The sequence below is a fragment of the Microcystis panniformis FACHB-1757 genome, assembly GCF_001264245.1.
Taxonomy (GTDB): domain Bacteria; phylum Cyanobacteriota; class Cyanobacteriia; order Cyanobacteriales; family Microcystaceae; genus Microcystis; species Microcystis panniformis.
Genome location: NZ_CP011339.1, coordinates 112,989 through 132,235 on the forward strand (window position 1 = coordinate 112,989; position 19,247 = coordinate 132,235).

General features: G+C 43.6%; 20 protein-coding genes and 2 pseudogenes. 16 read left to right on the forward strand and 6 right to left on the reverse strand.

The features are described from left to right. Window positions 1-122: 122 nt before the first annotated feature. The 3 genes from sigC to VL20_RS00615 form a co-directional block, all read right to left on the reverse strand. Window positions 123-1,367 (reverse strand): RNA polymerase sigma factor SigC, encoded by a 1,245-nt coding sequence (gene sigC, locus VL20_RS00605; RefSeq protein ID WP_052278338.1) that lies wholly within the window; start codon window positions 1,365-1,367, stop codon window positions 123-125. A 160-nt stretch (window positions 1,368-1,527) separates the two neighbouring features. Then, window positions 1,528-2,589, reverse strand: a complete 1,062-nt coding sequence (locus VL20_RS00610; RefSeq protein ID WP_052275291.1) for an anthranilate phosphoribosyltransferase family protein — start codon at window positions 2,587-2,589, stop codon at window positions 1,528-1,530. A 67-nt stretch (window positions 2,590-2,656) separates the two neighbouring features. Next, a complete protein-coding gene (locus VL20_RS00615; RefSeq protein ID WP_052275292.1) occupies window positions 2,657-3,604 on the reverse strand; it encodes a LysR family transcriptional regulator in 948 nt (315 codons plus the stop codon). Window positions 3,605-4,259: 655 nt separating this feature from the next. Between VL20_RS00615 and VL20_RS00620 the strand changes: the two genes are divergently transcribed. The 5 genes from VL20_RS00620 (at window position 4,260) to VL20_RS00635 (ending at window position 11,271) form a co-directional block, all read left to right on the forward strand. Further along, a complete protein-coding gene (locus tag VL20_RS00620; RefSeq protein ID WP_002763560.1) occupies window positions 4,260-4,607 on the forward strand; it encodes a hypothetical protein in 348 nt (115 codons plus the stop codon). Then, window positions 4,607-4,774, forward strand: a complete 168-nt coding sequence (locus tag VL20_RS31545; protein WP_002785897.1) for a hypothetical protein — start codon at window positions 4,607-4,609, stop codon at window positions 4,772-4,774. Before VL20_RS00620 ends, VL20_RS31545 begins: the two co-directional genes overlap by 1 nt. 84 nt (window positions 4,775-4,858) lie before the next feature. Then, on the forward strand, window positions 4,859-5,140 hold the full coding sequence (locus VL20_RS00625; RefSeq protein WP_052275293.1) for a DUF433 domain-containing protein: 282 nt from the start codon (window positions 4,859-4,861) through the stop codon (window positions 5,138-5,140). A gap of 160 nt (window positions 5,141-5,300) precedes the next feature. Next, a complete protein-coding gene (gene gltB / locus VL20_RS00630) occupies window positions 5,301-9,875 on the forward strand; it encodes a glutamate synthase large subunit (RefSeq protein WP_052275294.1) in 4,575 nt (1,524 codons plus the stop codon). A gap of 94 nt (window positions 9,876-9,969) precedes the next feature. Then, window positions 9,970-11,271 carry a Swt1 family HEPN domain-containing protein gene (locus tag VL20_RS00635; RefSeq protein WP_284525955.1) on the forward strand — a complete coding sequence of 434 codons (1,302 nt, stop codon included), beginning with the start codon at window positions 9,970-9,972 and terminating at the stop codon, window positions 11,269-11,271. A 163-nt stretch (window positions 11,272-11,434) separates the two neighbouring features. Here the strand turns inward: VL20_RS00635 and VL20_RS31435 are convergent, their stop codons facing one another. Continuing rightward, window positions 11,435-11,554 (reverse strand): type II toxin-antitoxin system Phd/YefM family antitoxin, encoded by a 120-nt coding sequence (locus VL20_RS31435; RefSeq protein WP_002777099.1) that lies wholly within the window; start codon window positions 11,552-11,554, stop codon window positions 11,435-11,437. Window positions 11,555-11,798: 244 nt separating this feature from the next. Here VL20_RS31435 and VL20_RS00645 point away from each other — a divergent pair, with 244 nt between their 5' ends. The 10 genes and pseudogenes from VL20_RS00645 to VL20_RS34020 form a co-directional block, all read left to right on the forward strand. After that, window positions 11,799-12,038, forward strand: a complete 240-nt coding sequence (locus tag VL20_RS00645; protein WP_052275296.1) for a hypothetical protein — start codon at window positions 11,799-11,801, stop codon at window positions 12,036-12,038. Then, window positions 12,038-12,466, forward strand: coding sequence for a putative toxin-antitoxin system toxin component, PIN family (locus VL20_RS00650; RefSeq protein WP_052275297.1), 429 nt, complete (start codon window positions 12,038-12,040; stop codon window positions 12,464-12,466). The genes VL20_RS00645 and VL20_RS00650 overlap by 1 nt, the downstream gene beginning before the upstream one ends. Window positions 12,467-12,526: 60 nt before the next feature. After that, entirely contained in the window at window positions 12,527-12,673 is a 147-nt protein-coding gene (locus VL20_RS00655) for a DUF4926 domain-containing protein (RefSeq protein WP_284525956.1), read from the forward strand. 150 nt (window positions 12,674-12,823) lie between these two features. Beyond that, complete coding sequence (locus VL20_RS00660) at window positions 12,824-13,072, forward strand: hypothetical protein (protein ID WP_052275299.1); 249 nt, start codon at window positions 12,824-12,826, stop codon at window positions 13,070-13,072. Next, window positions 13,065-13,475 carry a type II toxin-antitoxin system VapC family toxin gene (locus VL20_RS00665; protein WP_002777101.1) on the forward strand — a complete coding sequence of 137 codons (411 nt, stop codon included), beginning with the start codon at window positions 13,065-13,067 and terminating at the stop codon, window positions 13,473-13,475. Before VL20_RS00660 ends, VL20_RS00665 begins: the two co-directional genes overlap by 8 nt. A gap of 188 nt (window positions 13,476-13,663) precedes the next feature. Beyond that, complete coding sequence (locus VL20_RS00670) at window positions 13,664-13,906, forward strand: hypothetical protein (RefSeq protein ID WP_052275300.1); 243 nt, start codon at window positions 13,664-13,666, stop codon at window positions 13,904-13,906. 33 nt (window positions 13,907-13,939) lie between these two features. Further along, a complete protein-coding gene (locus tag VL20_RS00675; protein WP_052275301.1) occupies window positions 13,940-14,185 on the forward strand; it encodes a ribbon-helix-helix domain-containing protein in 246 nt (81 codons plus the stop codon). Then, window positions 14,182-14,607 (forward strand): putative toxin-antitoxin system toxin component, PIN family, encoded by a 426-nt coding sequence (locus VL20_RS00680; RefSeq protein WP_052275302.1) that lies wholly within the window; start codon window positions 14,182-14,184, stop codon window positions 14,605-14,607. The genes VL20_RS00675 and VL20_RS00680 overlap by 4 nt, the downstream gene beginning before the upstream one ends. Before the next feature lie 445 nt (window positions 14,608-15,052). Beyond that, complete coding sequence (locus VL20_RS00685) at window positions 15,053-15,295, forward strand: hypothetical protein (RefSeq protein WP_052275303.1); 243 nt, start codon at window positions 15,053-15,055, stop codon at window positions 15,293-15,295. Window positions 15,296-15,426: 131 nt separating this feature from the next. Further along, a pseudogene (locus VL20_RS34020) lies at window positions 15,427-15,537 on the forward strand (IS30 family transposase); the annotation flags it as partial. A gap of 28 nt (window positions 15,538-15,565) precedes the next feature. Here the strand turns inward: VL20_RS34020 and VL20_RS00695 are convergent. Further along, a complete protein-coding gene (locus tag VL20_RS00695) occupies window positions 15,566-16,018 on the reverse strand; it encodes a hypothetical protein (protein ID WP_052278339.1) in 453 nt (150 codons plus the stop codon). Window positions 16,019-16,249: 231 nt separating this feature from the next. Here VL20_RS00695 and VL20_RS00700 point away from each other — a divergent pair, with 231 nt between their 5' ends. Next, window positions 16,250-17,101 (forward strand): alpha/beta fold hydrolase, encoded by an 852-nt coding sequence (locus tag VL20_RS00700; protein WP_002766855.1) that lies wholly within the window; start codon window positions 16,250-16,252, stop codon window positions 17,099-17,101. A gap of 109 nt (window positions 17,102-17,210) precedes the next feature. Here VL20_RS00700 and VL20_RS00705 read toward each other — a convergent pair. Next, a pseudogene (locus VL20_RS00705) lies at window positions 17,211-19,174 on the reverse strand (flavin-dependent dehydrogenase). Window positions 19,175-19,247: the final 73 nt, after the last annotated feature.

A 19,247-nucleotide genomic window follows, 5' to 3' on the forward strand; every position in this document is an offset into this window, starting at 1 on the left:
AGTGTCGGGGGGAAAATTCCGGGACTTTTTCCCTGAAAATTAGGTAATTGACCCCCTCAAAATCGGTAAAACCCCACACCCCACACCCTACCCCCACGACAAACTTTTTCAGCAAACCCTAACTAACTCAAACCTTCAAAATAATCGCGAATTTGATGACCTCGCCCGGATTGACGCAATTTTTGCAATGCTTTCAACTCAATTTGTCGTACCCTTTCCCGGGATAATTCCAAAGTGCGACCGATATCGGCTAAAGAATGGGATTTACCATCGAGAAAACCATAGCGCAATTCAATCACTTCTCGTTCGCGAGTGGTTAAATCTGCCAATAATTCTCTGATATCTCTTTGCAAAGATTCATAGACAAAATGATTTTCTGAAGACACTGCTTCGGTTTCCAAAAGGTCTATTAATTCCGTATCTTTTTCCTTACCTACCTTAATTTCCAAGGAAACCGAACGCGGCACTGTCATCAACACTTCCCGCACAGCTTCAGGAGTCACAGCTAACTCTTGGGCAATTTCCTCTACGGTCGCAGTGCGACCGCGGATTTGGGAGATTTTCCGTTGTGCCTTCTTAATTTTGTTGAGTTTTTCGGTAATATGAACTGGTAAGCGAATCATCCGGCTTTGAGTTGCGACCGCTCTCGTCATTCCTTGACGGATCCACCAGTAGGCATAGGTACTAAAACGATAGCCTTTGGTGGGATCAAATTTCTTGACGGCCCGTTCTAAACCCAGGGTTCCCTCTTGAATCAAATCCAATAATTCTAAACCGCGATTCTGATATTTTTTGGCCACCGACACCACCAGACGTAAATTGGCCTTGATCATTTGTTCTTTGGCACGGGTACCAAGGGCAATAATTTCTTCTAATTCCCCCACTTCTAAGCCCGCTAGGTGCGCCCAACGCTGTTTTCCTGCTTTTAAAGCATTTTTTAACTCAGACACGCTGATTTGGGCAGTTTTTGCCCAACGTTCTAGGGAAGGACGATGGGCTAACCGAGCGGTTAGCTGATCGCGCACCTCAATTAACTTGACAAATTGCTGTACTTGTGCATCACCTTGTTTAACGGCGGCGGCGCATAATTTCAGTAAAGACAGATGACGCTGTACCTGTTGCGCTTGTTCAACTTCCTCGTCCCGTTTGAGCAGAGGCACTCTGCCAATGTCTTGTAGGTATAAACGTACTAAATCGGTAGTTGTGCCGTTGCTGTAGCTTTTTTCGGGACTAGATACTAAATCATCTTCCAAATCACTGCCGAGAAAATCTTCATCCAGGTCGATCGAGTTTTCCTTCAATTTTAGGACAGAAAAAGAGGGAGAGATAAATTCAGTTTCGAGCGTCGAGGGGTTAATTGCAGACATGATGGCTTCTCTACGGCGACTGTGATAGGAATTAGAAACTTTTAAATCGTTTTCCGTAGTCATAGCTTTCCCACTTAAGCGAGGAAATGATGCAGTTGGGAAAATTTTTTTCTCAAAAGTATTTATAATGGAGTGATTTTCCTGACAGTCCTATTCCTATCTATTCCTGATTTTCCAGATAATTACTGATCTCTTCTAGTTTAGCCAGGGCTTTTCCCGACTGTAAACATTGTTGTGCTTGCTGGAAAGCCGTGGGGATATCCGGGGCAATTCCACAGCGCCAAAGATAAAAACCACCGTTAAAAATTGCCGCATCGGTTAATTCGTTATTTTCTCCGGCTAATAAACCCTTTAATTTAGCGGTGAGCATCTCTAAAGATTCGAGGGGATAATCTGAGGGACAGAAGCCATAATCGCGAGGATTTAGGAAAAATCGCTGAAAGGAAGGGGGGTCGGTGGGATTTCCCAGACCAATAATCGCCGTCCGATTACAGGCTAAATCACAACTCCCCTCTAATCCTTTCACGGTGGTGAAATGAGAGATATTTCTCAGGGCAAAAGTTTCGCAAAAACGATCTTCGGTGGGGGGGTGAACAAAACCCGATATTTGATGAATATTACCGACAAAAGGCGACCACATTAACTCTACCGTGGCCATGGGCGGACGTTTACCGATTTGCTCCCGATAGGTGATGAAATTCTGTACTAGGGGAAAATGGCGCGGAATATAGAAAAAAGTCAATCCTGTGGTGATTAAACAGTCTTTCACTGCTGCTAAGGATAATTGACTAAAATCTGCTCCTAATTGCTGCCAGATTTCCCTCAGGGAAATGCCGTATTTAGTTGGCATTCGATCGCCCCCGTGCAGGACTACGGGAATCCCCGCCGCCGCTAAGATTAAAGTAGTGATCGGGGTAACTGGGGCAGTGCGAGAGCGTCCATCGTAGGGATTGCCAAAAATAGCGATCGGATGCTGAAAAGAGGCTGATTCTAGGGTTATTTGCGGGCCAAGCTCGGCGTAGGCATCAAGCATTCCCGCTAACTCATCGCTGGTGGGGCGTTTAATGCGATGGGCAATCATAAAAGCACCGATTTGGGCCGGAGTTGCTTCTTGGGTTAACATCATCTTGGTGGCCATCGCCGCTTCAGGACGGGTTAGATTTTTGCCCGTATGGGTGCCACTACCGATCGCTTTTAATAATTCTCGAAAAGTATCGCTCATCTCAAGGAAGAAAATAAAGAGTAAATAGGATTGATGGGGATTCTTAAGGCTTTACAGGGGGATTTTCTCAGCTTTTAACCACACTTTGCTTCATTTGCCGCACTAATTGACAAAAATGAGCGATCGGTGGTATCTGTAGGCGATCGCTGGTGGTGACAAGGACTACCTGACGGGTGAGACGATGACTAAATTTACCATTATTAAGATGGGGATTTTCGCTACTAGGGGAAGCAAGAGGACGAATGGCGAGGGTGGCATCGCTACGGGCCTCCATCAGGGCAGATTGAGGCAGAAGAGCGATAATATTACCCTGACGCACCACACCGCGAAAAGCATCAAGGGTGTTTAATTCCATGACGGTTTTTAGGTGGGCATCCTGACGGGAAAACCATTCTTGTACTAATCTTTGCATTCCGTAGCCATCTTTGAAAACCACTTGCGGATAGGGGATTAATTCCGACCATGGCACTTCTTTGTATTGGGCAAGGGGATGATTAGCGGCCATGAGAATTTCGATCGCTTCTTCGTATAATATTTCTACCACCATCTCCGGGCTAGAGGTGAGAAAACGATTATTCATTACCAAGGCCAGATCTACTAAACCATCCCGCAGCACTTTTAAGGCGCGATCACTGCCTAGGGCTGTAACTCTTAACTGAACTTCTGGGTATTCAGCACAAAATTTCGGCAAAATCGGCGGTAAATAATGGGCGCAGACGGAATGAATCGCCGCCACGCACAATTCTGGCTGTTTTCCCGCCTGTAGGTCAGTGATTTCCTCGTGAACATTCGTCCATTCTTGACAAATTCGTTTCGCCCGGGGTAGCAATTTCTCCCCGGCAATGGTTAATTTCGCTTGGGCGGTACGATGGAAAAGAGGTAAGCCCAAATCGGTTTCTAGGGATTGAATCTGGCGGCTGATAGTCGATTGGGTGACTCCACACTGGCGCGCCGCTTGACCGAAATTGCCCGTATCGGCTACGGCTAAAAAGGCTTGCAACTGCTCGATCCGCATTCTTTCTGGTTTTAATTACATTCCGTCATGACCTTATGACGATAACGAATTTTATTGGGACTTTTGGTAGAAATTGCTACCGTTTTCTCAGTTATCAGCTTCTGAAGGCAAGAGGCAACAGGCACTCGTGCAAAAGACAGAATCTGGCAATTCTCCTACCTCAAAAGAAGGTTAGAAACTAAGCACATCAAAGCTTTTAGCTTAACCAATTAGGGTCTGCGGCAAAAAGTTTTTCCTGGGGGCAGGGTGTGGGGTGTGGGGTGTAGGGTTTTACCGATTTTGAGGTAGTCAGTTACCTAATTTTCAGGGCAAAAGTCCCAGAATTTTACCCCCGATCCCTCCAATGGTCGGCACTTTTTGAGGGAAAAAAAGTCTAAAAGTCTTACCCAACAAGGTTTTTAGATTTTTTCAGCCAACCGTAAATAGGATTGATGGGGATTCTTACGGCTGGACAGGGGGATTTTCTCAGCTTTTAACCAGACTTTGCTTCATTTGCCGCACTAATTGACAAAAATGAGCGTTCGAGAGGCTATCTATGTGTGATCGATCGCTTCTATTCGAGTTATCGAATTTTCCCAATCAAACCGATCCGATCGGTCTTCGTGCGGCCTGTTTTTGCTAGGTTAAAATCGTCCCCTGTGTTATTTTTCAATTTATGCCTTTACCGTCCCAATTAACTGCGCTCGTAGAAAGGATTGATCGAGAACTAGATCGCCTAGAAAGTGACGGGAGAGAAGCGATCAAAATCGGTACAGATCTGTTAAATCGTTTTCCCGATAATTTTACATTAATTCAATTGATGGCTTTTGTGAATACTAGCTTATTTTACGCTGATCGCGCAAGGAATCAAATCCGCGAGCGTGTGGAAAGTGTTGATCGATCAGAACCGACCCCAGCAAATTTACAGGAGGCCGGGGAAGATATCTCGATCGAGTTAGGACGTATTTTAGAGACTAGAATAAGGGTGACGCAGGTTAAAAATCGCTTGGAGGGTTTACGGTGATGGAAAGAAAAGAAACAGGACTAAATGAACGGGAACTAGAGGAAATTCTGGAAATGGCACGGGATGCGGCGGAAAAAGCCCGATCAATGTGCGAGGTAATTACAGAAAATTCTAAAAAATGGCGAGAAAGAGCGAAACAATCGCCGCAAGTGAGAGCGGGTGGCTGAAGTAACCGAACCGATATTTATGGGGAATAGTCGGGGGTTCGATCGATACGATAAACTAAACGATATCCACTCCAGAAAACCGCGATGGTTCAAGCGACCGAATATCTCTATATCGTTCGAGACGACGAGATTTTACACGGGGAACCAATTATCAAAGGAACGCGTACACCCGTCCGCGCCATCGTCGAAACTTGGCGTCTGGGAGTCGCTCCCGAAGAAATCCCCCTAGGAATGCCCCATCTGACGTTAAGTCAGGTCTTCAGTGCGTTGACCTATTACAGCGACCATCTAGAGGAAATTAACGCTTATATCGAGCATAACCGCATTCCCGACGACTTAATCGATCCGCTGCTAAAAAATTCGTGAATAATCTCTTCGGCATAAAGGAACCCTTGTGACATCGGAACATTTCCTTAAGATATAAGACCGAAGGTCCAGTCTGGATACAGAATTGATATACCTAGAATCGCTACTCTGGCTCACCCTCTAGGCCATTCCCTTCCAGACTGCTAGGCTATCAGACAAAATGAATAACAATCAAACTCCACGGAAACAAGGACTATACGATCCCCGATTTGAACATGATGCTTGTGGTGTCGGTTTTATCGTTCATAAAACGGGTAAAAAGTCCCACGATATTGTTGAACAGGCCTTAACAATTCTACTAAACCTCGATCACCGTGGCGCGTGCGGTGCGGAAAAAAATACCGGAGATGGGGCGGGTATTTTGTGCCAAATCCCTGACCTATTTTTCCGGAAAGTGACCAGCAATCTAGGTTTTACCTTACCAGCAGCGGGACAATACGGGGTAGGAATGCTCTACACGGCCCCTGATGCGGAAATTCGCGGGAAAAGTCGCCAGGAATTCGAGAAAATCGCCGCCGAAGAGGGGTTAAAAGTTCTCGGTTGGCGTGATGTTCCCACGGATAACTCTAGTTTAGGCAATTCGGCCAGATCTACCGAACCCTTTATCGAACAGGTTTTCATCGAACGCAATGCCAATTTAAGTGATGATCTGGCCTTTGAACGCAAATTATACGTTATTCGCAAGCGTTCCCACCTCAGTCGTCAATCTTTTAATCGTTACTGGTATCCTTGCAGTATTTCTAGTCGTACCATTGTCTATAAAGGGCAATTAATGCCGGTACAGGTGGGTGACTATTTCCCCGATTTACACGACCCCGACTTTCAAAGCGCTTTAGGATTAGTCCATTCCCGTTTTAGTACCAATACCTTCCCCAGTTGGGAACGCGCCCACCCCTACCGTTATATTGCCCACAATGGCGAAATTAATACCCTGCGAGGTAATATTAACTGGATGCACGCCCGTCAGTCGATGTTTGCCTCACCCTTATTCGGGGAAGACATCAAAAAAATCCAGCCGGTTATTAATATCGAGGGTAGTGACTCCTTAATTTTTGATAATGCCCTAGAATTAATGGTTTTATCGGGGCGTTCTCTCCCTCACGCTGTCATGATGATGATTCCTGAACCCTGGGCAGCCCACGAATCAATGAGTGATGAGAAAAAAGCCTTTTATGAATACCATTCCTGTTTGATGGAACCCTGGGATGGTCCAGCCTCGATCGCTTTTACCGATGGTACGATGATGGGAGCAGTGTTAGACCGCAATGGTTTACGTCCTTCCCGTTACTACGTCACCAAAGATGACCTAGTAATTATGGCATCGGAAGCGGGAGTTTTACCCATTGAACCGGAACGCGTCGCTTTTAAAGGTCGTCTGCAACCCGGCCGGATGTTCCTTGTGGATATGAAAGAAGGTCGTATCGTGGCCGATGAGGAGATAAAAGAAGCTATTGCCAAAGCTCATCCCTATCGCCAGTGGTTAAACGAAAATTTAGTCAATTTAGATGATTTACCGGCTGTGGAAACTGCGCCACCGGAAACTTCTGTTTCCCTAATCCAACAGCAAACCGCTTTCGGTTACACTTTTGAAGAATTACGTCTTTTATTAGCCCCCATGGGCCGGGATGGAGTGGAAGCAGTGGGTTCCATGGGTTCCGATACACCCCTAGCCGTCTTGTCCGATCGGCCAAAACTGCTTTATGATTACTTTCAGCAGTTATTCGCCCAAGTCACTAACCCCCCGATTGACTCGATTCGCGAAGAAATTATCACCTCTCCCATTACCACTATCGGCGCGGAGAGAAATCTCTTGGATCCGCAGCCGGAAAGCTGTCACCTGATTAAACTTAACTCTCCCATCCTCACTAACGCCCAATTAGCGCGTTTACAGGGCAATAGCGAATTTAACACCGTGACTATTCCCATTCTCTTCGATCCCACTTCGGGAGTCGAGGGGATGCGTAGCACAATTGAGGCAATTTGTCAAGAGGTGGACGAGGCAATTTTAGCGGGCGCGAGTATTATTATTTTAAGCGATCGAGGTATCGATAAAAATCACGCCCCGATTCCCTCACTGCTGGCGGTTGCTGGTTTACACCATCATCTCATCCGGCAGGGAACCCGCACCAGAGTCGGTCTTGTCTTGGAATCCGGCGAACCCCGGGAAGTACATCACTACGCCCTTCTCCTCGGTTATGGTTGCGGTGCGATTAATCCCTATCTAGCCTTTGCCACCCTCGGCAGTATGATCGAGGAAGGTTTATTGGTGGGAGTTGACCACCAGACCGCCTGTAAAAACTACATAAAAGCCGCCACCAAGGGCGTAATTAAAGTGGCCTCTAAAATTGGCATTTCTACCCTGCAAAGCTACCGTGGGGCGCAAATATTCGAGGCTATCGGCTTAAATCGATCGGTAGTCGATCGCTATTTTACTTGGACAGCTTCCCGCATTGAAGGGGCCGATTTAGAAATTATTGCCAAAGAATCCCTACTCAGACACGGCCACGCTTTCCCCGACCGGGATGTGAATGTGCATACCCTCGATATTGGCGGTGAATATCAATGGCGTAAGGACGGGGAAGCCCATCTTTTTAGCCCAGAAACCATTCATACCCTGCAACAAGCGGTAAAATTGGGCAAATACGATCTCTTTAAGAAATATTCCCAACTGGTCAACCAACAGAATCAAAAATTCTTCACCCTGCGGGGACTATTAACCTTTAAAAACCGGGAAAGTATCCCCATCGAAGAAGTGGAACCGATTGAAGCGATTATGAAACGCTTTAAAACCGGGGCCATGAGTTACGGTTCCATTTCCAAAGAGGCCCACGAATCCCTCGCTATTGCCATGAATCGTATCGGTGGCAAGTCGAACACCGGGGAAGGCGGCGAAGATTCCGAGCGCTACACTTGGACAAATGAACGGGGAGACTCGAAAAATAGTGCCATTAAACAGGTAGCTTCCGGCCGTTTTGGTGTCACCAGTCTTTACCTCTCCCAAGCGCGAGAATTACAGATAAAAATGGCCCAGGGGGCAAAACCGGGCGAAGGCGGTCAATTACCGGGTAAAAAAGTCTATCCCTGGATTGCCAAAGTCCGTCACTCCACCCCCGGAGTCGGTTTAATTTCTCCCCCACCCCACCACGATATCTACTCCATTGAAGACCTAGCGGAGTTGATTCATGACCTAAAAAATGCCAATCGCGCGGCCAGAGTGAGCGTAAAACTGGTTTCTGAAGTGGGAGTTGGTACAATCGCCGCCGGAGTCGCTAAAGCTCACGCTGACGTGGTTTTAATCTCTGGTTTCGATGGTGGGACCGGTGCCTCACCCCAAACCTCGATTAAACACGCGGGTTTACCTTGGGAGTTGGGACTAGCAGAAACCCATCAAACATTGGTGTTAAATAATCTTCGCAGTCGCATTGCGGTGGAAACCGATGGCCAGATGAAAACCGGCCGCGATGTGGTGGTAGCGACGCTATTGGGGGCCGAAGAATTCGGTTTTTCGACCGCGCCACTGGTAACGTTAGGCTGTATTATGATGCGGGTTTGTCATCTTAATACCTGTCCGGCGGGGGTAGCGACTCAGGATCCGTTATTACGGAAGAATTTCATCGGGGATCCCGAATATACGGTGAATTTCATGAAATTTATCGCCCAGGAAGTGCGGGAAATTATGGCCGAATTGGGATTCCGCACCTTAAATGAAATGGTGGGGCGAACTGATGTATTAGAGCCGAAACAGGCTGTAGAACATTGGAAAGCGAAAGGAATTGACCTAACTCCGATTCTCTATCAACCGGAGGTAGCTCCAGAGGTAGGACGCTATTGCCAGATTCCCCAGGACCACGGTTTAGATAAGTCCTTGGATATAACCGTTTTACTGGATTTATGCAAGGATGCCATTGAAAAAGGCGAAAAAGTCAAGGCGACACTACCGATTAAAAATATTAACCGCGTGGTGGGGACGATTTTAGGCAACGAAATCACTAAACGTCACTGGGAGGGTTTACCCGAAGATACCGTACATCTCCATTTTCAGGGCAGCGCGGGGCAGAGTTTCGGTGCTTTTGTTCCCAAAGGGGTGACACTGGAGTTAGAAGGGGATGCCAATGATTATGTGGGTAAGGGTTTAAGCGGTGGCAAAATCATCGTTTATCCGCCCAAAGGTTCCACTTTTGTGGCCGAGGAGAATATTATCATCGGTAATGTGGCTTTATACGGTGCAACCAGTGGTGAGGTGTATATTTCTGGGGTTGCTGGGGAACGTTTTGGGGTGCGTAACTCTGGGGTGACTACGGTGGTTGAGTCCGTTGGCGACCATGCTTGCGAGTATATGACGGGGGGTAAAGTCGTTGTTTTAGGGCCCACCGGTCGCAATTTCGCCGCCGGGATGAGTGGTGGTGTCGCCTACGTCCTCGATGAGTCGGGGGATTTCGCCACTCGTTGCAATACCCAAATGGTGGCTTTAGAGGCGCTAGAAGGGGAAGAAATCGACGATTTACGCGAGTTAATTCAACGCCATGCTGATTACACCCAAAGTCAAAAAGCGTCCCTAGTTTTAGCAAATTGGTCGGAAATGTTGCCCAAGTTTGTTAAAGTAATGCCCAAGGATTATAAGCGGATGTTGCAGTGTATTAAAGAGGCGTTAGATTCTGGTTTAACCGGCGATTCTGCCCTCGATGCCGCTTTTGAAGCCAATGCCTGCGATGTGGCAAGGATTGGCGGTAGTTAGAGTTTCATGGGGGCTGAATAAGCCCCCTTTTTTTCAATAGACAAGTTAAAATAGAGGTTAGATGTTGTTTATAGACCTAACTCCTGTCATTCCAATGGACACACAAAACAATTTTCTCACCTTTGAAATTTTTGCATTTGCCACTTCTGATAAATCTCATATCAAAACTCCTGATAATTTACTCTATCTTCTCGCCTCGAATAATTCATTTTGGAAGGGAACACAACAAATAGATTGTAACAGTCGCCAAATCAAGGATAATTTTATAGAAATTACAGTAAATCCAATTAAATTTGATCAAGACAGCAAAGATAAATGTATTACAGGTTTTTCAATTGTTGTAAAGGGAGAATATGGTTGTTTAGAACCTCAACGTATTCCAATTTTAAAATTTTTCAAAGACCAAAAATTAGAAAAACTGGATATAGTAAAAGACGAAATTTCTGAACAGATTGCTGATCAAATTTATCCTTATATTAATCGTGTGGAACGCCGTTTAAGAGACTACATAACGAAATTCATGATAACCAAGATAGGAGTGAATTGGTGGAAAACGGAAGCCCCCCAAGATTTTAGCAAGAAAGTTAATGACAGAAAAAATAATGAAACAAAATTTGCAAGCTATATTGACAATAAACTCTATCTGATAGATTTTAATGATTTAGGTGAGTATATATACAAGCTTTCATCTGGTTGTATAACCAAAGAGGATTTAATTAAAAAAATTGATAGGCTTGAAGAAACTCCCGAAGCAATTCGTAAATTAAAAGAAGAAATTAAAAGCAACTATGATAAGTTTTTTAAGGAATCATTTAAAGACAGAAATTTTCAATCTAATTGGGAGAAACTGTATAAAATCAGAAACAAAGTAGCTCATAATAATCTTTTTACCAATGACGACTTAAGTGTGGCCGAAGAAAAACACCGAGACTTAATTGAAACAATCAAGAACGCGGAGCAGAAACTTGAAGGACTGATATTAACTCCTGAAGAAGTAGGATTAATACAAGAAGAAGCAAATTCTATAGAAGATAGACAATATCCCATCGAAAAATTGATGGATATAGTAGGAAAGTTACCATCCGAAAAATTGATGGATCCATTAAGAAAGTCACCATCCAAAAAGATGGATCTAGTAGGAAAGTTACCATCATGCCATTCTCTTATCACTCCTTCTGGCTTAAACTTAAGACGAATGAAAACCGAAAAATTGATGGATGCATTAAGAAAGTTACCATCCGAAAAATTGATGGATCTATTAAGAAAGTCACCATCTGACGGGTTCTTCGGTTTGTGCTATGCAATGGACGGAGTTATAAGGGATGAAACCCTTATAGAGAAGGACATTGATGCGATTTTGTCAATTGTTTTCGATCTAGAACGAACTAATCAATAGAACTCTTGCAAGATAAGGATTTAGTCGATTTATGCCACCCTTTAGGAAGTTGATGGGTGCTGCTACTGAGTCGGGATTCCTTGAGTGTGTAACAGAGCAGAGTATGGCTATCGATTAGACATTTCAAAGCAGATACTCCGCGAAGTCTTGTAAGTGTTCTTTATCATCGGCTTAATTTTGCCAGTGGGAAATTATTATCGGTAATTAACAATTCTTCCCCTAGTTTGAGATTGTATATCAGTTCGGGCAGTTTGGCTTGAGCTTCTTGGAGAGAGACAATCATAATTTTACGGCAAGCGGGAAGATGAAAGGACTTTCTAGGCCGATAATACTAAATCCGTTGAGTAACGCACAGAAAACGGGTTTCTCGGAGAAACCCGTTTTCTACTCATGCAAAAATAACCAGATTTGTTATAATTTCTCGATTCTAACTGATCGACGCAGAGAAGGGATAGGCGAACCGAAAACCCTCTCCATTAAGGACTCGTGTTAAACTGATTAATCATGCTGGTGTCTAGAAGCGACCTATGCCAAACTTAACCTTAAGCAACGAACAAGTGATCGAATTAGTCAAACAACTCCCCGAAGCACAGCAACAGGAAGTTTATAAAATTCTCATCCTCAGTCAGTGGAGACAGTTGGAACCAGTATTTAATGAAGGAGCAGAAAGAGCTAGAATCGTAGCCAAAGAACGCGGCCGTGATTGGGATACTATGACCGAAGACGAGAGAGAAGAATTTATCGATGAAATCGTTCACGAAAAATAGTGACCTATGTAGTTGTTTTTGATACAAATATATTAATCTCTGCTTGGCTGTCTAAAAACAGCCCTACATTTTCCTGCTTATCGTTAGCGAAGACGGGATCGGTATCTTCAGTAACCTGCCAAGAGATTTTAGACGAATTAACCGAAAAACTTCAGCAGAAATTTCAAATATCTGAACGGGGACTTAGAGAATATATCGCGGAAATTCGTCAATTTTCTAGCCTTGTTCCGATAACAAGACAACTGAGAGCGGTTCCCAACGATCCCGATGACGATATGATCATAGAATGTGCGATCGCTGGCAAGGCTACCCATATTATCACGGGGGACAAACATCTTCTTTCACTGGTTGAATATCAAAATATTCAGATCGTAAAAGCAAAAGATTTTCTAGATTTCTTAACTCGAAATAATAACCATCAATTATGAACTTTACTCAATGGGATTTTATTAAAAGATATTCGCGAAGCAAGATTATCCGTGGGAGACGTGGGGACATTGGTAGAAAAACATCAAATCGAGGGATTAGAAACCGGGTATAGTGTCGAATTTTTCGATAGGTTGGGAAAAACGATTACTGTTGTCACCCTGCCCGAAAATTCCCTCCGTTTCCCCACCCACGAGGATCGACCTTGACCCTACAGGACTGATATTTTCCCATCTTTAGCAGAATATCGGCATCTAGAAGAGGGTGCGATCGTGCGGTATTTATAGTTGAGAGGGTGTGTTACACTAGCCTTAAGGCACTGTGTAGGCCGTACTCGAATTACTTCTTAACAATCCATTATGATAAAAAATCTACGAGTTAGTTATGATGGAATGGTTTTCCGTCCCGAAGAAAAGATTGAATTAGAACCCAATACCCATTACATCATCCAAATTATTTCTCGGGAAGACCCACTAGAAAATAACCCTAAAAATGCTTGGGAACTGTTAGAAGAAATGGCTGGCACCTATGAAGCTCCAGAAGATTGGTCAAGGGAACACGATCATTATTTATATGATACTCCCAAAAGAAATATAAGCGATGAATAAGTCGAAACTTTTTTTAGATACGGTCTTTATCCAAGCAATTCTCAATCCTCATGATCAATATCATCAAATTGCTATGCAGTTCCTCCCCTATGTAAAAAATGCAACAGCAGTTTGGGTTACTGAAGCCATTTTTATGGAGGTTGGTAATGCTCTTAGTCATTACAATCGTCCTAAGGTTTCTGCCTTTATCAAGCAATGCTATCAAACCGATAATTTATTCGTTGTTACTATCACTTCTACTCTTTTTCAAAAAGGCTTAAAGCTCTACGAATCAAGAGCTGATAAAAGCTGGGGATTAGTAGATTGTTTTTCTTTTATTGTTATGGAAGAAAATCAAATTACCGACGCTTTAACTTCAGATGTTCATTTTATTCAAGCAGGTTTTCAAGCTTTACTACGATAATTAATTAGCGATCACCATTTAGTTAAAGATATAATTTTACGGCAAGCGCGAAGATGAAAGGACTTTCTAGGCCGATAATTTCTCGATTCTAACCGATCGAAGCCCAGAAGGGATAGGCGAACAGAAAACCCTCTCCATTAAGGACTCGTGTTAAACTGATTAATTATGCTGGTGTCTAGAAGCGACCTATGCCGAACTTAACCTTAAGCAACGAACAAGTAATCGAATTAGTCAAACAACTCCCCGAAGCACAGCAACAGGAACTATTTAGATTCCTCATCCAGCGTCAGTGGGGAAATATGGAAGCTATAACCGATTACGGAAGCCAACAGGCAAAAATCGTCGCAGAAGAACGCGGCTACGATTGGGAGACAATGACGGAAGAGGAAAGAGAAGAATTTATCGATGAAATCGTTCACGAACCATCATAATATCCACCGAATTATACAGGACAATATTTTACCATGAATATTACCTTAAATCCCGAATTAGAACAATTAATTAACTCTCAATTAGCGACCGGAAACTATAACAGCGTTGAAGATTTATTAAAAGACGCTTTGTTAAATTTAGCGGACAAACAAAACCGTCAGACTTTAAGCCAAAAAGTTAAAGAACTCTTTGATAAAACTCAATCTTTATCTTGGGTTCAGGAGATTACCGAAGAAGATATCGCCGCAGAAATTGAAGCCTATCGGAGAGGCGAATGAAAGTCGTGATCGATACGAATATTCTACTCTCGGCAATTTTAAAAGGAAGGTTGCCGAGAACGGTTATACAATTCGTGATCGAGTCTAATAAAATCGAATGGATTGTTTCCGAAGCTATTTTAACTGAATATAAAGATGTTGTCAGCCGTCCTAAGTTTAAGCTGTCGGAAGGAGTGATAAGAGAATGGTATAAGGTTTTCGATACATTTCCTAGATTAATTGATGTTCACAGCACCGTTGATTTCCCTAGAGATCGATCGGATGCTAAATTTCTAGCTTGTGCTATGGCGAGTGATGCTGATTTTTTGATCACAGGTGATAAAGACTTTGAAGAAGTAGATAATTTAGGATCGACAACTATAATTTCTGCCTCAGAATTTAAAGCACTCGTGATCGATCCCGTTGCGGATGAAGAATCTTGAAATCCTGTTGATCCCGCGATACTCAATCGAAGGAGTCTTTATGATAAAAAGGAAGGGTAATCAGCGCCTCCCTATGTTCTGGTGTGATGGCAAGGATAAGTACCTAGGCAAAATTATTTACACATGACGATCATTGCCCCGTAAGGGTTTTAGCTCGATCGGGCAGGTAATTAATTTTGCATGACTACTTATTAAATTGATATTGATTAAGGCATAAGTAGCTGGTTATAATTAAAGGCTCTTCGGTTTGTGTTATGCAATGGACGGGGGTTATAAGGGATGGAACCCTTATAGAGAAAGGCATGGCTGCGATTTTTGTCAATTGTTTTTGCTCTAGAGCGAACTAATCAATTAAGTCTCTTGCCAGATAAGGATTTAGTCAATTTATGCCCTCCTATCGAACCATACCAAGTAACGAAGAACCTAATTAAATTAAAAATGGACTATGCCGAAATTAACCTTAAGCAACGAACAAGTAATCGAATTAGTCAAACAACTCCCCGAAGACCAGAAACGAGAAGTTTATAAAATTCTCATCCTCAGTCAGTCGGACCGATGGGAATCCTTGTCTAACTACGCCATTGACAAAGCTCGAATCGTGGCGAAAGAATGCGGCTATGATTGGGATACCATGACCGAAGAGGAAAGAGAAGAATTTATCGATGAAATCGTTCACGAACCATCATAATATCCACCGAATTTACAGAGTATATAGCGTTTCCCAATCTCATGAGGTACACCAAAATCTTAACTCCTGACTCGGAGACTCCTGACTCCTCAAAACCTAAGACTCTGTACCTCACCACTATGGGAATTGCTATAAACGAGCATAATAAGGGACTCTTAAGACAATTCTTGCCCAAGAAGACGAATTTTAAAATCCTGAAGCCAAAGGAGGTAGAAAGAGCCGTAAACTTAATTAACAATCGAGGTGGCTCCATAACAGCTTAAGCTAGAGCTAGTAAATATAAATAGCACCCTGTTGATTGATGTTAAAGGTGGTATAACCGGGGGTACTCCCCGGAACTTTGGTGACAGTAATCGTGACTAAATTATCATCATTGACCTCTACGCCATAGATTAAACTAGAAGAATAGGGATCTGCGGCTGCATTAGCTCGATTAATCAGAATATATGCTGGAATTACCAAACCTTTTAGGGTTGTCTCCGTACCGGGAGATAATAATTGGGGAGAGGAATTAATATTGGCCGATAGGTCATAATTGAGGTCAATATCGGTTTGATTGATGATTTTAATCTCCACGGGACGACTCGTATTCACCCTAGCAACAGGCTGCCAAGGACCGGGTTGAAAGGTGGTAGCGGGGGGATTTTGAGCGGGTAAAGAGGGGGGAAAAACTAATCCCAGACTTAACACTAGGGAAAGAGTCAAAAAGCGATCGCATTTCATAGATAAATCCTGGTCTAGGGTTTTCATCCTATTTTAGGGAGGTATCCCCAGTGTTTTATACTGAAAGTAGAAGCTTTTGAAATTGTCTATAGCATTGATTGATCAGCTATCAGGGAATATCCTAAGCTTCCCTGATTTTGCTCTGTAAACAAGGCTAAATACACCCATTTTTCTCGAGAAGTTTCCCTAGTAACCCCTATCAACGGTTTAACTTAGGTTGAGATTGATTATATGCCTACCATCGACATATCGGGAGTATCCCACAGTTACGAGTTATTTTCGCCCCAAGCGGATAAACCAGTTTTAGTCTTTATACACGGTTGGCTGCTGAGTCGTCACTACTGGCAGCCTTTGGTAGATATTCTCTCCCCGGATTATCCCTGTCTAGTCTATGATCTCCGGGGCTTTGGCGACTCCCAAAAAATCACCTCTAACAGTCCTCCTAGCAGTTATAACCTTGAATCCTACTCCCAAGACGTTATTACCCTTCTTAACCGCTTAAACCTCGATGCTGCTTGGTTAGTTGGTCATTCCCTCGGTGGTAGTGTTGCTTTGTGGGCCGCGGATAGCTGTCCTGAACGGATTAAAGGGGTAATCTGTATGAATGCCGGCGGTGGCATCTATCTAAAGGAGGAATTTGAGCGATTTCGGGAAGCCGGTAGACAGATTTTACAGAAAAGACCCTCTTGGTTGCCCCGTGTTCCCTTTATTGATGTTTTATTCTCGCGGATGATGGTCAAGCAAACCCTAGGTAAAAAATGGGGCAAACAGCGCGTGATTGATTTTGTCCGGGCCGATTACCAAGCGGCCCTAGGGTCACTTTTGGAAACCACCACTATCAGCGAAGTTCATCTTTTACCCCAGATTGTCTCCCGTCTCCCGCAACCGGTCTATTTTCTGGCAGGGAAAGAGGATACGATTATGGAAGTTAAGTACGTTAACCATCTGGCCAGTTTTCATCCCTTGTTTGAAACTGGCAGCAACGTCATTGAGTTATCCGATTGTGGTCATTTTGCCATGCTGGAACAAACAGCAGCGGTGGCCCAAAAGATGATGGCTATTTTAAATCTGCATCGCAGTTAGAACCTTTAGGTAAGCGCATTCTTGAACTTTTCCAACAGTTTCTTAACTCCACAAACAGTGAACTAAAAACTCAAATCTGATCCCTGATAGCTGTCTCGGAGTCTCCTACTTAATGTCTTAGGCCATAATTAAAACTCAATAACTTTAACCAGAGGCGAGGATTGTCTTTTTCTAGCCAGCTTTGCCAGTTTTTTAACCATTGGGGAAACCAGGGACCCAAAAGCAGATTTTTGACTCCATCAAGGCTAAAATCGAGATAGGAACCCAACCAGCGCATTAAATCCTGACTGCCGGCCATTTCTGCTATCCATAACAGTAAAGTGGGGTTTTTTCTGGCCGCTTTAATTGCTAAACGGCTAAAGGTCAACCAATCGGTTTTATCCTTAATAAAGGTTTCGGAAACCTCCGGCGGTTCGTCGGCCAATAAACCGAAAAATGTGTTTAACATGGCGTTAATTCTTTGGGGGGTAAGGTTTTTCCCGTGGGAACCATCATTCCTTTAGAAAATAACCAAGTTACCGCCACATTACTTTGATAGGCCCGCACGTTTTCTAGGTCTTTAGCTGTTAGTAAATCGTGTTTTAAGGCCGTATCCAAAAGATGGGTTAAGCGCTCTAAATTACGCACCAAAGAACCGAATCCAGTAAAGATTAAGGGTGATTGCAGGGAGGCGGCATCACCGATGGCTAAAATGCGATCAAAGGAGACAATTCGATCTTTTTTTCCTGTGCTAAAATGCCCCGGTATATAACCAAAGGTGGGTTTTTTCCAAGTTAATTTTTCTGGGTCACACTGTCGATATTCGGGCAAAATAGTAAAGAAATCTTCGTACATTTCTAACAGAGAACCGGGGTTATCGGGATGGACTTGATGATAGTGAAATAGATAAAAGGTTAATTCTTTTCCTTCCCCCGGAAATAATTCCCAAATTAATTGCCTACCTTTAGAAATATCGCCATGGGAATTTAAGACATCACCATAGTGAGAATCCCACACCACCGGATCGAATCCTTCTACTACTGCCCCCACCGTCGGACAGACACTATCAAAGGCACGCACTCCGTTTAATTGCCAAGCAATGGCAGAGGCGGAACCCATGGCATCAATCAATAAACGGCCTTTTATCTGTTGAATTTCTCCACCATGATTAAGGGTGACAGTAACACTATTAGCGGTAATATCAGCCTTAATAAATTCCGTTTGATCGAGAATTTTACCGCCATAGTACTGTATTTTTTTAGCGCAGGATTGCAGCAATTTATCGGAATTAATGGCGATATTTAAAACCGTGGGAGTATGGAGAATTTTGGCTTTCAGATGGGGGGGATTATTGCCATCAAAAAACTTATTAAAGCCATCGATGTATTCTTGGAAGATTAATTCCTCGAATTCTTCGGCGGTAAATAGGCCTAAATTAATTAAACTTTGAAACTCCGATCGAGAGATATTCCATTCCCGATTCATCCGTCCGAAAGGTAGTCTTTCTACTAAGAGGACTCGATAACCTAATTTGGCCATCTGTGCCGCATGAATTGCCCCCAAGGCACCACCAATATAAATTAAGTCGTAGGTGATGGGATGATTATTTTCCTCGCTGCTAGAGAAAATTACCGGCTGCGGTTGTTGGGGATTTTTGGCACTGTCGCGCCAACGTTTTTCCCACCAGTACAAACGTTCTAAATCTGCCTCCCCTTGCGGCATTTTGCGGAAGTAGTGAACCGTTAGGGGATAGTCCGCTTCTAAATCTGTAAAAATTGAGTGATTTTTTTGATCGATATTTGGTAGCGTGTTATACTGCGGCGGAAAACGCTTTTGTAAAGCTCGATCGAGCTGCCGAGTCAGGGATGTTTCTTGATCATGCGATCGCTCACCCCAGCGGAAAACTTTTAAATAAGTAGTCCGTTGCAGCGTCCAGACAAAAATCGACAATTCGATCGCCTCCGATAAGCGCAATCTCACCCCGTTAGGTGTATTTGTCTTGACACCGTTTGCGGGTTGCCAATCGGATTGTAACCACTGACAAACGGCGATCAAGTCAGGAGTCGGAATTTCTCTGTAAAGTATTTCTTTCATCTTGATTTAGTTATTACACCCAAAAATCGTCTGATTACGCTAGACTACACAAAAAGTTTTCTGAAAAAAGTTT